This is a genomic window from Xanthomonas hortorum (assembly GCF_011305375.1).
Taxonomy (GTDB): Bacteria; Pseudomonadota; Gammaproteobacteria; order Xanthomonadales; family Xanthomonadaceae; genus Xanthomonas; species Xanthomonas hortorum_E.
Window position 1 is genome coordinate 476,481 of the sequence record NZ_VCME01000004.1, and the last position, 14,252, is coordinate 490,732.

At 63.9% G+C, this 14,252-nt stretch carries 13 protein-coding genes and 1 pseudogene; 4 read left to right on the forward strand and 10 right to left on the reverse strand.

Features of this window, described 5'->3' with window-relative positions; genetic code table 11:
• Positions 1 to 131: 131 nt before the first annotated feature.
• On the reverse strand, positions 132 to 1,067 hold the full coding sequence (locus FFY45_RS05250; RefSeq protein WP_176339626.1) for a Gfo/Idh/MocA family protein: 936 nt from the start codon (positions 1,065 to 1,067) through the stop codon (positions 132 to 134).
• 174 nt (positions 1,068 to 1,241) lie between these two features.
• Between FFY45_RS05250 and FFY45_RS22430 the strand changes: the two are divergent.
• Positions 1,242 to 1,423 (forward strand): annotated as a pseudogene (locus FFY45_RS22430) (VOC family protein); the annotation flags it as partial.
• A 131-nt stretch (positions 1,424 to 1,554) separates the two neighbouring features.
• On the opposite strand, the gene FFY45_RS05255 reads toward FFY45_RS22430, so the two are convergent.
• Together FFY45_RS05255 and FFY45_RS05260 are read right to left on the reverse strand one after the other, a co-directional pair.
• Positions 1,555 to 2,532 carry an NAD(P)H-quinone oxidoreductase gene (locus FFY45_RS05255; protein WP_176339627.1) on the reverse strand — a complete coding sequence of 326 codons (978 nt, stop codon included), beginning with the start codon at positions 2,530 to 2,532 and terminating at the stop codon, positions 1,555 to 1,557.
• 141 nt (positions 2,533 to 2,673) lie between these two features.
• A complete protein-coding gene (locus tag FFY45_RS05260) occupies positions 2,674 to 2,910 on the reverse strand; it encodes a hypothetical protein (protein ID WP_055822521.1) in 237 nt (78 codons plus the stop codon).
• Between the two features lie 216 nt (positions 2,911 to 3,126).
• Here FFY45_RS05260 and metF point away from each other — a divergent pair, with 216 nt between their 5' ends.
• Together metF and FFY45_RS05270 are read left to right on the forward strand one after the other, a co-directional pair.
• Positions 3,127 to 3,954, forward strand: coding sequence for a methylenetetrahydrofolate reductase [NAD(P)H] (gene metF, locus FFY45_RS05265; protein ID WP_023903044.1), 828 nt, complete (start codon positions 3,127 to 3,129; stop codon positions 3,952 to 3,954).
• 141 nt (positions 3,955 to 4,095) lie between these two features.
• The gene (locus FFY45_RS05270; protein ID WP_176339674.1) at positions 4,096 to 4,755 is read left to right on the forward strand and encodes a hypothetical protein; all 660 of its coding nucleotides are present in this window, start codon (positions 4,096 to 4,098) and stop codon (positions 4,753 to 4,755) included.
• Positions 4,756 to 4,863: 108 nt separating this feature from the next.
• Here the strand turns inward: FFY45_RS05270 and FFY45_RS05275 are convergent, their stop codons facing one another.
• The 5 genes from FFY45_RS05275 to FFY45_RS05295 form a co-directional block, all read right to left on the reverse strand.
• Positions 4,864 to 5,382, reverse strand: coding sequence for an AAA family ATPase (locus FFY45_RS05275; RefSeq protein ID WP_176339628.1), 519 nt, complete (start codon positions 5,380 to 5,382; stop codon positions 4,864 to 4,866).
• The gene (locus FFY45_RS05280) at positions 5,379 to 6,326 is read right to left on the reverse strand and encodes a Nudix family hydrolase (protein ID WP_176339629.1); all 948 of its coding nucleotides are present in this window, start codon (positions 6,324 to 6,326) and stop codon (positions 5,379 to 5,381) included. Before FFY45_RS05280 ends, FFY45_RS05275 begins: the two co-directional genes overlap by 4 nt.
• A gap of 137 nt (positions 6,327 to 6,463) precedes the next feature.
• Positions 6,464 to 6,829, reverse strand: a complete 366-nt coding sequence (locus tag FFY45_RS05285) for a VOC family protein (RefSeq protein ID WP_023902735.1) — start codon at positions 6,827 to 6,829, stop codon at positions 6,464 to 6,466.
• 390 nt (positions 6,830 to 7,219) lie between these two features.
• Entirely contained in the window at positions 7,220 to 9,958 is a 2,739-nt protein-coding gene (gene secA / locus FFY45_RS05290) for a preprotein translocase subunit SecA (protein WP_176339630.1), read from the reverse strand.
• Positions 9,959 to 10,113: 155 nt separating this feature from the next.
• Positions 10,114 to 11,058, reverse strand: coding sequence for a M23 family metallopeptidase (locus FFY45_RS05295; RefSeq protein WP_006448958.1), 945 nt, complete (start codon positions 11,056 to 11,058; stop codon positions 10,114 to 10,116).
• Between FFY45_RS05295 and FFY45_RS05300 the strand changes: the two genes are divergently transcribed.
• Positions 11,059 to 11,505, forward strand: coding sequence for a DciA family protein (locus tag FFY45_RS05300; RefSeq protein WP_006448957.1), 447 nt, complete (start codon positions 11,059 to 11,061; stop codon positions 11,503 to 11,505).
• A 186-nt stretch (positions 11,506 to 11,691) separates the two neighbouring features.
• On the opposite strand, the gene lpxC is transcribed toward FFY45_RS05300, so the two are convergent.
• Both lpxC and ftsZ read right to left on the reverse strand, forming a co-directional pair.
• Positions 11,692 to 12,603 (reverse strand): UDP-3-O-acyl-N-acetylglucosamine deacetylase, encoded by a 912-nt coding sequence (gene lpxC, locus FFY45_RS05305; RefSeq protein ID WP_176339631.1) that lies wholly within the window; start codon positions 12,601 to 12,603, stop codon positions 11,692 to 11,694.
• A 235-nt stretch (positions 12,604 to 12,838) separates the two neighbouring features.
• Positions 12,839 to 14,077, reverse strand: a complete 1,239-nt coding sequence (gene ftsZ, locus FFY45_RS05310) for a cell division protein FtsZ (protein WP_104550786.1) — start codon at positions 14,075 to 14,077, stop codon at positions 12,839 to 12,841.
• Positions 14,078 to 14,252 lie beyond the last annotated feature (175 nt).

The window sequence follows — 14,252 nt, forward strand, 5'->3', positions numbered from 1 at the left end:
TGTCGACCCGAGGCGTTTGCTGCCGATTCGCTGGAATACGCTCGTGGAAACGCGCGGTCTCTGACGCAAAAAAAAACACCGGCCAACGGCCGGTGTTTGCAATGCTGCAGCACCCTGGAGAGCGCGACCGACTACCAGGCAAACGGCGCGGTAACCTTGCGTGCAGCCAGCAGAAACGCGTCGGCAACGTGCACAAATGGCGCGACATCCACTTCCGACTCGCCGCTGCGCACCAGCTGCACAAAGCGCCGATACAAGCCGTCGTACTCGCCGGCCGCATCCACTGCCTGCGGCTGCCCATCGATGCTCAGCTTGGCACCGCCCTCGCTGAGCATGAGCAGGCCTGCGGTGGTTTCCACCTCGATATTCCAGCGCTGATGACCAGTTTGCAGGAAGTCAAATTCGGCCGTCACCGGCACACCCGCGGTATCGACAAAGGCGAGCTTGGCGTATAGCGGTGCCTGGCGGTTTTCCGGCGTATGTAACTCGGCCTCGCGCAGCGCGAAGGGGCGTGGCAACAGATGCGTGATGATGGACAACGCATTGATGCCGGGATCGAACACGCCCATGCCGCCCGGCTCCAGAATCCAGTCCTGCCCCGGATGCCAATGGCGAATGTCTTCTTTCCAGGTGATGTGCGCGCGCAGGATCTGTTTGTCGGCCAGCCACGCCCGCGCAGGCTCCACAGCGGCGGCACACCGCGAATGCCAGCTGGTGAACAGGCTGCGTTGCGCACGCTGCGCCACTGCACGTAGATCATCGATTTCTGCGAGCGTAGCGGCGGGGGGCTTTTCCAGGAACACATGGCGGCCAGCGCTCAGTGCGGCTTGGGCAAGCGCATGACGCCCGACCGGTGGCGTGCACAACGCCACTGCCTCGATCTGCGGATGCGCAGCAAACGCCTCTTCCAACGTGTGATAGGCCGGCACGCCATCGACCGTGCCGTGCCGGCTGACGGTGGCGACCAGTTGCACATCCTCGCGCGCGGCGATGGTGGGCACATGCTGGTCGCGGGCGATCTTGCCGATACCGACAAGGGCAATGCGCAATGCGTCTGGATGCTTCATCGAAACCTTCATGCTGATGTGGAAGTGACAGCGCCGCTTCGATCGCATGAAGCAAGCGATTGCGCGGAGCCAACGCGGCAATGGCGCAATGCAGCTCCGCAGCCCTGCACGCGAGCACGCAGTGTACGGTCAGGGTGCGGCTCGCCGCGAGACATCGCTCCTGCTTGTTTTGCTATACCTGCGACGCGTGGTGGCCGCACAAGAACGGCCATTGCTGCGCGCTTTTACGACGTCGTGCTCGGCGCGCTCGGCTATGTGCGGGTGTGGTCCGATCTGGAGCCGGGCACGCCCGATCAGGGGTCGGCTACGGCTGGCCCGGCGGCGAAGACAGCCTGGCGTTGAAGCATCGTGAAGCGGGCATGCCGTGGATTGATCCATACACAAACCCGCTCGGATGCGCATTGCAATGCGCTATCCGACAACATCACGCCGCGACAGGCATCGCTTGCCTGACACGCGCACATGCCAGGCAGCTGACCGCGGGCAGTCACATCTCCAGTACCACCTTGCCCAGGTGGCTGCCCTGTTCCAGATAGCGGTGCGCCGCAGCGGCCTCGCTCAGCGGGAAGCGCTTGTCCAGCAGTACGCGCAGCTTGCCCTGCGCGATCCACGGCCACACCACGCGCTCCACTTCCGCCGCCAGACGCGCCTTTTCGTCGGCATTGCGCGGGCGCAACGTCGAACCTGTGAGGATGGCCTGCTTGCGCATCAGCAGCGGAATCGGCACCTCGATGGTCGAACCGGCCTGCGAGGCGATGTAGACGATGCGCCCGCGCGGATTGAGCGCTTCGAGGGTATCGGCGAACACCGCAGCGCCCACCATGTCGAGCGACACATCCACACCGCCGTGCGCCTTGGCCACGGCGACAAACGATTCGGTGGTGGAGTCGATCGCCACATCGGCGCCCAGTTCGCGCGCCTGCGCTGCCTTGCTCGCCGAACGCGCGGTAGCCAATACATGCGCGCCGGCGGCCTTGGCCATCTGGATCGCGGTGACGCCGATCCCGGAAGTGGCGCCATGCAGCAACAGCCACTCGCCGGCCGCGAGCCGGCCGTGCTCGAACAGGTTGGCGTAGGCGGTAAAGATGGTTTCCGGCAGCGCGGCGGCGTGCACTAGATCCATGCCGGCCGGAATCGGCAGCACATGGCGCGCGTCGACCGCTGCGTACTGCGCGTAGCCGCCACCGCCCAGCAACGCACACACGCGATCGCCCACCTTCCAGCGACCGGCCGGCTCCAAGATTTCGCCTGCGATTTCCAGCCCAAGGATCTCCGGCGCGCCGGGCGGCGGCGGATAGTGGCCGGCACGTTGCAGCAGATCAGGACGATTGATGCCGGCGGCGTGCACGCGGATCAACACTTGCCCTGGCGCGGGACGCGGGCGCGGTTGCTCGCTGACGTACAGCGCATCCGCATCGCCCTTGCCATCGCGGATGGCGATGGCGGTCATCGTGGTGTCGCTCATGCAAGGCGCTCCGTAGAAAGTGCGCCCAGTGTAGGCATGCAGGCGTCAACGTTTGGCGCAGGTACGCAACAATGCTGCGCAGCGCAAGATCACATGAATCGCCACGCGCGCCTGCACTGACACAGACGCGCATGGCACGCATCACTCCTCGCTGGGAGCGACGCCCTGGTCGATGTACTGGCGAATCGCCTCGAACACCTTCGAGGTGCCGTCGTCCTGCCCGGACGGCAGGCGTGCAGCGAAGTCGCTCAGCAACTTGTCGCCATCCACACCGGGTTGCTCGGCCAGGGCGAGCGCCAGGTCGCCGACGCTGCGCGCCAGCGCGACCCAGATGCGGCCCAACGATTCGGCGATGACATCCATTTCCTGTTCTTGCATGTTGCGCTCCGATCAAGTGGCGTGGGGTGCCTGGAAGCTTACCGCGTGCGCTAGGTAGAGAGGCCCTCGCGCAAGCAGCCGCAACCATGCGGATATCACGCCTGCATCCGGGTGCCCGCATGACGGCGAGCTCGAAAATCGGGACACCCGCAACCAAATATGCATTCATCGCGATGAAGCGATATTATGCCCGCACGCTCTGCCGGACCCGCCGCGATGACGCATCTCAGTTTCGAGTTCTACCCGCCCAAGACCGACGACCAGCGCGCGCAGCTGGACCGCACTGCGGCCAGGTTGAAGGGCTACGCGCCGGAGTACGTGTCGTGCACCTTCGGCGCCGGCGGCTCCACGCTCAGCTACACCTCCGAGACGGTGCGTCACCTCAAGCAGAAGCATGGCTTCGAAGCCGCCCCGCATCTGTCCTGCGTCGGCGGCAGCCGCGAGGAAATCCGCGAACTGCTCAAACTCTATCGCGCGATCGGCTGCACCCGCATCGTCGCGCTGCGCGGCGATCTGCCCTCGGGCATGGGCCATCCGGGCGACCTGCGCTATGCCTCCGACCTGATTGCCTTCATCCGCGCCGAGCACGGCGATGCGTTCCGTATCGAAGTCGGCGCGTATCCGGAAACCCATCCGCAAGCGACCGATGCGCTGAGCGATCTACGTTACTTCAAGGCCAAGGTGGATGCCGGCGCCGATGCGGCGATCACCCAGTACTTCTACAACGCCGATGCGTACTTTCATTTCCGCGACACGGTGCAGCGCATGGGCGTGGAGATCCCGATCATCCCCGGCATCATGCCAATCTCCAATTTCTCGCAGCTGCGGCGTTTTTCCGAGCAATGCGGTGCGGAGATTCCGCGCTGGATCGGCAAGAAGATGCAGTCCTACGGCGACGATGCCGATGCGGTGCGCGCCTTCGGTGCGGAAGTGGTGGCCACGGTGTGCGAACGCCTGATCGCCGGCGGCGCGCCGGCCCTGCACTTCTACACGCTCAACCTGGCCAAGCCGACCACGCAGGTGTTGCAACTGCTCGGGCGCTGAGTGCGGGCTTTGCGCGCGCGTGCGCTGCTGGCGCGCGTTTGGCCGGCCTTGCATCACAACCACAGCACGTCGCACACCGATGCGCAGGTTCTGATGCGCATGCGTGCTGCCGAGGTTGAACGCGTGACCGGCCGGTATCGCATGCACGTCTGCGCGCGCACGTATCTCGCCAGCTCACACGCCCCCGGCTACGCTGCGCCGATGCCTCGCCTCCTGCTGCCTTTGTTGCTGTTGTTCTGCCTTGGCTCCGCCACGCGTGTGCAGGCGCAGGAGATCCGCCGCTGCGTCACGCCGGATGGGCAGACCATGTTCACCGACCGCCGCTGCGAAGACGTCGGCGCCGCTGCGCGTCCGCCACCGGCCACCCGCACGCAGGGCAACACCGGCCTGTATCGCTACGGCTGCCCGCGTCGACTGAGCGAACTGGTGTCATTGCTGCAACTGGCGGTGGACAGCCGCGACGTCAACCGGCTCTCCAGCCTCTACCTCTGGAGCGGGCAATCCGACGCCGCTGCCAACCAGGTCTTGAGCCGCCTGGAAGCCGTCGTGCAACGCCCGTTGCTGGATATCGTCCCGATGTACCCGCAAAGCGAGACACCAACCTGGGAAGCCGAGGCCGGCAGCACAGCCGCAGCCGCTCCATCGTTGGACGGCAGCGCCATCGACGCCCCGCTTCCCGCAACTCCAAGCCGCCCACGACCGTGGGGCCTGCGCCTGGAACAGAACCTCCCCAGCGGCACGCCCGCACGCAGCGTGCTGCGCCTGCGCCGGCAGTACAACTGCTTCTGGGTGACGTTTTAAAGCCGCTCACAAAACACGCGTGGGCTGCCATGACCGTCTCTGCTTCGAGCAGCCCTCTCAAATGGAGTTGCCCGCACGTAGGCACACAGCTGGCCAAACGCTTTCAGACTAAGCAGCAAACCGACGCATGATCTCTGCAACCGCTTGCTCTGGACTCAGCACCGCGCTGTCGATCACCCAATGCGGCTCGGTCCAGGCCACATAGTCATGCGCGAGTACGGACGACCACTCCGGCGCGCGTAGTCCGGGGATTTCGCTATGCCGCGATTCCACGCGCTGCCGATGAACGTCGCGATCGCTGCACACCACTTCGATCTCCAGCAGCCGACTTTGTGTGCGACGCGCCACATCGCGCCACGCCTCGCGGGTGACCGGCAAGGGATTGACGCTATCGGCAACCACCACCTGGCGTTGGCGCAGATTCGCCTCTGCAATGGCGTAGGCAATCAGATAGCCGGCTGGCCCGACGTCCTCAGCGAGTGCACCGCTGTCGCGCAGCGCTTGCTCGATGGTATCGATGCGTAGATACATCGCATTGCAGTGCGTGAGCAGCAGCTGTGCAATGGAACTCTTGCCGACGCCCGGCAATCCGCCGAACACCACCAGGGTCGCCGACGGTGCAATCACTGCGGCCAGAGCGAGCGAATCGCCGCAATGCCTTGCGCACCATGCGAGCGTGCTTCGCGCAGGTCGTCGATCTGCATGCCGCCGAGTGCGTAGATCGGTAGCGAGACCTGCTCGCGCAAGGTTTCGAAACCGTCCCATCCCAACGGTGTCGCACCCGGATGCGAGGTCGTCGTCTGCACCGGACCCAGCACCGCAAAATCGCAGCCGAGCCGCTGTGCGTGACGCAGATCTTCCAGTCCGTGGCACGAAGCGGCAACCAGCTGTTCGGCCGGCAGCGGGCGCTGTTGCAGTGCGGCCAATTGCTCAGATCCCAGATGCACACCGATGCCGAGTTCGCCAGCCAACGCGATGTCGCGATTGAGCAGCAACTGCGCGCGCGCACGACCACGCAGGCGCATCACCTGTTGCAGCAATGCCTGCCAGCGCACGGACTCGGCCTGCCGCGCGCGCAACTGGATGCGCGTAACGCCATCTTGCAGCGCACGCTCCAGACCTTCCAGCCACAGTATCTCGTCGTCGGGTTCGGGCGTGATCAGATAGCGGTCGGGCTGGCGCAATGCCCCCACTACCGGCACGTCGGCCGGCGGCATCGAATAGCGGGTCAGCTTGTCTGCGGCCACCCAGGTCATCGCCTGGCCTTCGCGCCCGCGCGGGCTGCCTTTCCATGCGGTGATGTGGCGCACTTCCAGACGCAGCCGCTTGTCCGGGTACAACTGCGGCACATCCATCAGCCACTCGCCCACCTGCGCCTCGATACCGAGCTCTTCATTGAGTTCGCGCACCAGCGCCTGTTCGGAGGTTTCGCCGGGTTCGCGCTTGCCGCCGGGAAACTCCCACAGGCCGGGCATGTCACGGGTTTCGGTGCGGCGGGTCAGCAGGATGCGGCCGCGAGGGTCGGTGATCACGCCGGCAACGACGTGGATGGATCTTAGAGAATCGGGCATGGGCACAAGAGTGCCGCGAGTGAGCGGTTCAGTGCAATCGCTTGAGGGCGGGGATTCGGGATTCGGGATTCGGGATTCGGGATTGGTAGAAGCACACATGCTGCGCTTTGACCAATCCCCAATCCCCAACCACGGCCCTACAACGGATGCCCGATGCGCCAGAGCACTCCGCTGGGATCGTGCAAGGTGAAATCGCGTGCGCCCCATGGTCGATCTTCCGGCGCACTGCAGGTCACCCCGAACTGCTCGCCCAGCCCGGTGTCGTGCACGTGTTGCCACCAACCATCGGCATCGTCCACCCACAGGTGCAGCATCAGATTCTCGGCCAGCTCGCGCAGATAGAAATCCTGCAGCAAAAACGCGCAATGCGTGCCATGCCGGAAGCAGGTCACGTTGCCCACCTCGTCTTCCTGCACAAAGCCCAGCGCGCGATAGAACCGTTGCGACAACGCGTAGTCGCGCGCAGGCACGAACACTTTCAGTTGCTGGCTGGACAGCGACATGACCGCACTCCACGCAGGACGTGGAATGAGCATACGCCGCGCTGACGCTCACCGGGGTAGAGCCCGCCAAGCGTGCCCTCCTCGCCCTTAAGCCATGCTTTCCAGACAAATGCCTACCGACTCTGCAAACAAGGCTCTTGGTAGGAAGTTCGCCAAACGCAAACGGAATCGGGAGACAGGCCTTGCACGCAGCCTCCGACATTCAATACCGCTGTTCAAACAATTCACGCTTCTCAACAAGCCCCACGAATCCCCTCCGTCAGTAGAGCCCCCTTGGTAAGAGGGCGCGCCAAAGACGCGGGGATCGGAGGAATACCGTGCACCCAGCGTCCGCTACGCGGACACTGGGTGTGCAGCCCGCTCCACGGGCTGCACCACGGTCAACTCAGCTCAGCTGAGTTGACCGTGGCAGTGCTTGTACTTCTTGCCGCTACCGCACGGGCATGGATCGTTACGGCCCACCTTGGGCTCGTCGCGAGTCACCTGCGACACCGGCACCGGCGCGTTGCCGCCCTGCATCTGTTCCACTTCTTCGTCGGCACCATAGCCGCCGGCGTCCTGGTGCTGGAACTGCGAAGCCATCAGGCGCGCTTGCGCCTGCAGACGCTCCTGCTCTTCCAGCTCGGCCACTTCTTCTTCGCTGCGGATGCGCACGCGCGCCAGCAGGTTGATCACTTCGCGCTTGGCGCTCTCCAGCATCTCGGAGAACAGCTCGAAGGCTTCCTTCTTGTATTCCTGCTTGGGCTGCTTCTGCGCATACCCGCGCAGATAGATGCCCTGGCGCAGGTAATCCATCTTGGCCAGATGCTCCTTCCAGCCCTGGTCGAGCACGGTCAGCATCACGTGCTTCTCCAATGCGCGCATGGTGTCGTTGCCCACTGCCGCTTCCTTCTCGGCAAAGTGCGCATCCACCGCCGCCTGCACCTTGGCCGCAATCTGCTCGGCGTCCAGTTCTTCCTGCGTGCGCGCCATCTCGCTCAGCGCCAGCGGCATGCCCAGTTCCGATTCCAGCGTGGCTTCCAGACCCTTGAGGTCCCACTGCTCGTCGACCGAATTGGGCGGCACGAAGCGCGCGACCAGGTCGTAGATCACATCGCCACGGATGCCGTCGACGTTGTCCTTGACCGATTCGGCATCCAGCAATTCGTCGCGCTGGGCGTAGATCACCTTGCGCTGATCGTTGTTGACGTCGTCGAAGTCCAGCAGGTTCTTGCGGATGTCGAAGTTGTGCGCTTCCACCTTGCGCTGCGCCTTTTCGATCTGCCGGCTGACCAGGCGATCTTCGATGACGTCGTCTTCCTTCATGCCCATCATGCGCATCGCCTTCTGGACCCAGTCCGAGGCGAAGATGCGCATCAGGTTGTCTTCCAGCGACAGATAGAAGCGCGAGGAACCCGGGTCGCCCTGACGACCGGCACGGCCGCGCAGCTGGTTGTCGATACGGCGCGACTCGTGCCGCTCGGTACCGATGATGTGCAGGCCGCCGGCCGCCTTGACCGCGTCATGCCGACGCTGCCATTCGGTCTTGGCCTGCAGGCGCTGTTCGTCGCTGATGTCCTCGCCCATGCCGTGCAGCTCGGTTTCCAGCGAACCGCCCAGCACGATGTCGGTACCGCGACCGGCCATGTTGGTGGCGATGGTCACCGCACCCGGCTGGCCGGCGTTGGCCACGATGGTGGCTTCGCGCTCGTGCTGCTTGGCGTTGAGCACTTCGTGTTTCACCCCGGCCTTGCGTAGATGCTCGGACAGCATCTCCGAGGTCTCGATCGAGGTGGTCCCCACCAGCACCGGCTGACCGCGCTTGGCGCAATCTTCGATATCGGCCAGCACCGCATTGAACTTGCCCTTGCGGTTGAGGAACACCTGGTCCGGATGATCTTTACGCACGGTCGGGCGGTTGGTCGGAATCACCACCACTTCCAGGCCGTAGATGCTCTGGAATTCGTAGGCTTCGGTGTCGGCCGTACCGGTCATGCCGGACAGCTTCTTGTACATGCGGAACAGGTTCTGGAAAGTGATGCTGGCCAGCGTCTGGTTCTCGCGCTGCACCGGCACGCCTTCCTTCGCCTCGACCGCCTGATGCAGGCCATCGGACCAGCGACGCCCTGACAGCGTACGGCCGGTGAATTCGTCGACGATCACCACTTCGCCATCGCGCACGATGTAATCCACATCGCGCTGGTAGATCGCATGCGCACGCAGTGCGGCGTTGAGGTGATGCACCACGCTCAGGTTCTGCGCGGCATACAGGCCGTCTTCGGCATTCTCGAGAATGCCGGCCTGCATCAGCAGTTCTTCGGCATGGCCCATGCCCGCTTCGGACAGGTGCACCTGCTTGCCCTTCTCGTCAATCCAGTAATCGCCCTCGCCCTCTTCGCTTTCCTGCTTGGTCAGCTGCGGCACGATGCGGTTGACGCGGATGTACAGCTCCGGCGATTCGTCGGCCGGGCCGGAGATGATCAGCGGGGTGCGCGCTTCGTCGATCAGGATCGAGTCGACTTCGTCGACAATCGCATAATGCAGATTGCGCTGATAACGATCGGCACGCGACAGCGCCATGTTGTCGCGCAGGTAATCGAAACCGAATTCGTTGTTGGTGCCGTAGGTGATGTCGCTGCCGTAGGCCTCGCGCTTGTCGCTGTGCGGCATGCCCGGATACACCACGCCCACGCTCAGGCCCAGCCAGTTGTACAACTTGCCCATCTGCGCGGCATCGCGGCGCGCCAGGTAGTCGTTGACGGTGACCACGTGCACGCCCTCGCCCTGCAGCGCGTTGAGGTACACCGGCAGCGTGGCCACCAGCGTCTTGCCTTCGCCGGTGCGCATCTCGGCGATCTTGCCCAGGTGCAACACCATGCCGCCGATCAGCTGCACATCGTAATGGCGCATGCCGAGCACGCGGCGGCTGGCCTCGCGGCACACCGCAAAGGCTTCGGGAAGAATCTTGTCCAAGGACTCGCCGGCGGCAAGTCGCTGCTTGAACTCCGGGGTCTTGGCTTGCAGCTCGGCGTCGGAGAGCTTCTCGATCGTCGGCTCCAGCGCATTGATCTGGGTGACGAGGCGGGTGAGCTGGCGCAGCTGGCGTTCGTTACGACTGCCAAAGACACGGGTAAGCAGACTGTTGATCATTGAAGAAACCGGTTGAAAAGGAACGGTTTGACCGACGCCGGTCCCCAAGACCCGGCCGCCGTAAACGAAACAGGGCGCACTGCGCCCTGTCGATGGCAACACCCTATTGTAGCTTGGGGCGGGCCTCCACGAATCAAGCGCCGAGCGCGCCTTCGTCAACCGCGCCCGCGGCGTCCTACCGGCGTGTTGGTGTCGCCCAGGAACTTGCGCGGATTGACCACCCGCCCGTCCGCCCACACTTCGAAATGCACGTGTGCGCCGGTGGAACGGCCGCTGGAACCGGCCCTGGCCACCTGCTGGCCGGCGCGCACCAGATCGCCCACCTTCACCACCAGCCGCGAGTTGTGCGCGTAGCGGGTCACGTAGCCATTGCCGTGGTCCACTTCGACCACGTTGCCGTAGCCGCCGCGCACACCGGCGTAGCTGACCACGCCATCGGCAACCGACATCACCGGGTCGCCCACGTTGGCGTGGAAGTCCACACCCTTGTGGAAGGCCGAACCGCCGTCGAACGGATCGGCGCGGCCGCCGAAGCCCGAGGTGATGTAGGTGTTGCGGATCGGCATCCGCGAGGGCACCGAATTCTGTTCGAGCTGATGGTCGAACATCAGCGAGGCAAGCACGTTCAATTGCTGGCCGGAGGCGGAGAACTGCTGTTCCACTTGCCCTAGGGTCTCCTTGAGCGATTCGACCGGCATGTCGCTGACCGGCTCATCGCCGCCACCGACACCGACCGGCGCATCGAAGTCGAACTCGCCGTCCTTCAACTTGCCCATTTCGGTCAATCGCTCGCCCAAGGCATTGAGGCGGGTGGCCTGCGCCTGCAGCTCACCCATGCGCGCGGCCAATGCGTTGACCTGCGCCTGCGAAGCGCGCTGCGCCTGGGCAAGCTCGACCTGCTGCTGCGCGACCTTGGCCTGCAGCGCGGAATTGGTCACCATGCCGGTGGCGGTGCTGGCACCGACGCCGATCAACATCCCCAAGCCCAACACCGCGCCGAGGACTACCATCGGTCGATCTGCGGCGAAGCCCTGGAACTGTCGGACCACACGCTGGGTCCGGGTTTGCCGAGATTTGATTACAACTTTCTTCAACGCCATATGAGTGTCATGTCCAAGCCCAAGTCCAACGCACGCAACCCTTCCGCTCCACAACCGGCCATCGAAGCCGCGTTGGGTGAAAAGGCTGGCGACCCCTTGCGTCGCGCCTTGTGGCTCGATGCGCTGGACCGGCAGTTGCGCCCCCTGTTACCGCCTCATCTGGCCACCCGTTGCCGGTTGGCCAATGTCCGAGGCGAACAGCTCGTTTTTCTGGTTGATTCACCTGTCTGGCATGCCAAGTTGCGGCTTGCCGAGACCCAATTGTTGGATGCCGCCCGATCCATCGGACTGAAGGCCACCGCAGTGACCATCAAGACCATCACGACCCCGCTGCATTCCCCAATGCCGCAGAACCGTGAACGTCCACGCCCTGTTTCCGAGGCGACGCACAAAGGACTGCGCGACGCCTTGGCCTCCTTGCAGGACGTTCCACCGACCAAGCGGTGATGTCCGTGCCGCCTTGTCGAAACGGCCGCCGGTGCGTGAAAGAATTGCGAAGACCGCACACGACCCGACGCATCCTAGCGGGCATAGGCCACGCAGGAGTTAGAGAAGTCTTAAATAAACGTTAAGAACGGGCCGGAAATCCGACAGAGTTCACACTTCGAACGCCAACTGCGGCATTCCCTGACATCAGGCGTAGACGGGGCTGGCGTAGGTGACCGGCGGCTGCACGCTGCCTTCGGGGAAGCTGACCCATTCCCAGGCGGCTTGATCGGCCAGCAGCGCACGCACCAGCTTGTTGTTGAGCGCGTGGCCGGATTTGAAGCCTTCGTAGGCGCCCAGGATGGCACCGCCGGCAAGATACAGATCGCCGATGGCGTCCAGGATCTTGTGCCGCACGAATTCGTTCGTGTAACGCAGGCCGTCCTCGTTGAGCACGCGGAACTCGTCCAGCACGATGGCGCTGTCCATCGAACCGCCCAGGCCCAGATTGCGCTCGCGCATGTACTCAAGGTCGCGCATGAAGCCGAAGGTGCGGGCGCGCGAGATTTCCTTGACGTAGGCCGAGGTGGAGAACTCGATTTCCTGGCGCGACTGCTTGGCCGGGATCATCGGGTGATTGAATTCGATAGTGAAGCCGAGCTTGTAGCCCTCGTATGGCTCGAAGCGCGCGACCTTGTCGCCCTCGCGTACTTCCACCGTGTGCTTGATGCGGATGAAGCGCTTGGCCTTGTTCTGCTCGACGATGCCTGCCGACTGCAGCAGGAACACGAACGGGCCGGACGAGCCATCCATGATCGGTAACTCGGCCGAGGACAGTTCGACGATGACGTTGTCCACACCCAGGCCGGCCAGTGCCGACATCAGGTGTTCAACTGTCTGGATCTTGGCGCCATTGCAGGTCAAACCGGTGCACAGCGTGGTCTCGGTGACCAGCTCGGCATCGGCGGGGACTTCGACGACAGGTTCCAGGTCCACACGCCGGAACACCACGCCATGATCGACAGGAGCCGGTCGTAGCGTCATATACACCTTGTCGCCGCTATGCAGGCCGACGCCGGTGGCACGAATGGTGTTTTTGAGAGTGCGTTGCTGGGTCATATGCGAAGTCTGGATGAACAATGCAGACAGGCGCTGAACCGGCTGTCCAATCGTTGAGATTATCCGAATTTTAACAAGTCACGCGTGACGGCAACTGTAATCGACCGGTCACGCCACTGCAAAAGCTGCCGGATCAATAAGTCGATCCGGCAGAAAGAGGACATGGCATTGCAACCCCGAAGCGAACCTCGGGGCATTGCGGGCGGCGCCACCAAGGTGGCATCGCAGTGAAGCGTCAGTCTGCCTGGCGGCGCAGGAACGCCGGGATATCCAGGTAGTCGTTGGGCAGGTCTGCCGCCGGCGCAGAGGAACCGCCGCCGTTGGTGTTGCTGCTGCCGACCGAGTCGCTGCTGGGACGACGCAGGCCGAGGCCCATGCTGCCGCCAACGGCCTTGGATACCGCATCGCCACCGCTAGTTTCGAAATCGCCGAATTCCGGCTGGCCGGTGGTGGCGTTGCGCACCAGCTTGATCGGCGCGCGCTGGTCCGGACGCTGGGTCTGACGTGCAACCGCACGGTTCAGGCCAGTGGCGACCACGGTGACGCGCACTTCGTCCTGCATGTCCGGGTCGAGCACGGTACCGACGACCACGGTGGCATCTTCCGAGGCGAACGCTTCGATGGTGCGGCCGATCTCGTCGAACTCGGCCATGGTGAAGTCCGGGCCGGCGGTGATGTTGACCAGGATGCCGTTGGCGCCGGCCAGGTTCACATCGTCCAGCAGCGGGTTCTGGATGGCGGCTTCGGCAGCGGCCTGCGCGCGATCGTCGCCGCGTGCCGACCCGGTGCCCATCATGGCCAGGCCCATTTCCGACATCACGGTGCGCACGTCGGCGAAGTCGACGTTGATCAGACCCGGACGCACGATCAGATCGGCGATGCCCTGCACGGCGCCCTGCAGCACGTCGTTGGCAGCGCGGAACGCCTGAATCATGGTGGCGTTGCGGCCGAGCACGGTGATCAGCTTTTCGTTGGGAATGGTGATCAGCGAATCGCAATGCTGGCTCAGTTCCTCGATGCCCTTCAGCGCAACCTGCATGCGTCGGCGGCCTTCGAACGGGAACGGCTTGGTGACCACGGCCACGGTCAGGATGCCCATTTCCTTGGCCAGCTGCGCAACCACCGGTGCTGCACCGGTGCCGGTGCCGCCGCCCATGCCGGCGGTGATGAACACCATGTCCGCGCCCTGCAGCGCGTCCATGATGCGCTCGCGATCTTCCAGCGCAGCCTGACGGCCGACTTCCGGATTGGCGCCTGCGCCCAGACCCTTGGTGACGTTGGTGCCGAGCTGCAGCTGCAACTTGGCGCCGCAGTTCTTGATCGCCTGCGAGTCGGTGTTGGCGGTGATGAATTCCACGCCATCGACGTTGGTGTTGACCATGTGTGCAACCGCGTTACCGCCGCCGCCGCCCACGCCAACGACCTTGATTACCGCGTTGGGAGCCATCTTTTCGATCAGTTCAAAATGTGCCATGTCAGTGTCCTCTTGAGCCGGGATTGGGGAGTGGGGATTGGGATTCGCAAAAGCGTTGGTCCCTGCCCACTCCGCACCACGGCGAGTGTTGTTGTTTGAAAGTCGGGATTCGTGTGCGGGACCGTAGATGCGCTGTTGCGCTCTACGACTCACCTCACCTACTCCTCGACGCAAT

Coding starts and splice junctions, on each gene's coding strand:
- FFY45_RS05250 (WP_176339626.1), bottom strand. CDS start 1,067: ATGAAGCATCCAGACGCATTGCGCATTGCCCTTGTCGGTATCGGCAAG.
- FFY45_RS05255 (WP_176339627.1), bottom strand. CDS start 2,532: ATGAGCGACACCACGATGACCGCCATCGCCATCCGCGATGGCAAGGGC.
- FFY45_RS05260 (WP_055822521.1), bottom strand. CDS start 2,910: ATGCAAGAACAGGAAATGGATGTCATCGCCGAATCGTTGGGCCGCATC.
- metF (WP_023903044.1), top strand. CDS start 3,127: ATGACGCATCTCAGTTTCGAGTTCTACCCGCCCAAGACCGACGACCAG.
- FFY45_RS05270 (WP_176339674.1), top strand. CDS start 4,096: ATGCACGTCTGCGCGCGCACGTATCTCGCCAGCTCACACGCCCCCGGC.
- FFY45_RS05280 (WP_176339629.1), bottom strand. CDS start 6,326: ATGCCCGATTCTCTAAGATCCATCCACGTCGTTGCCGGCGTGATCACC.
- FFY45_RS05285 (WP_023902735.1), bottom strand. CDS start 6,829: ATGTCGCTGTCCAGCCAGCAACTGAAAGTGTTCGTGCCTGCGCGCGAC.
- secA (WP_176339630.1), bottom strand. CDS start 9,958: ATGATCAACAGTCTGCTTACCCGTGTCTTTGGCAGTCGTAACGAACGC.
- FFY45_RS05295 (WP_006448958.1), bottom strand. CDS start 11,058: ATGGCGTTGAAGAAAGTTGTAATCAAATCTCGGCAAACCCGGACCCAG.
- FFY45_RS05300 (WP_006448957.1), top strand. CDS start 11,059: ATGAGTGTCATGTCCAAGCCCAAGTCCAACGCACGCAACCCTTCCGCT.
- lpxC (WP_176339631.1), bottom strand. CDS start 12,603: ATGACCCAGCAACGCACTCTCAAAAACACCATTCGTGCCACCGGCGTC.
- ftsZ (WP_104550786.1), bottom strand. CDS start 14,077: ATGGCACATTTTGAACTGATCGAAAAGATGGCTCCCAACGCGGTAATC.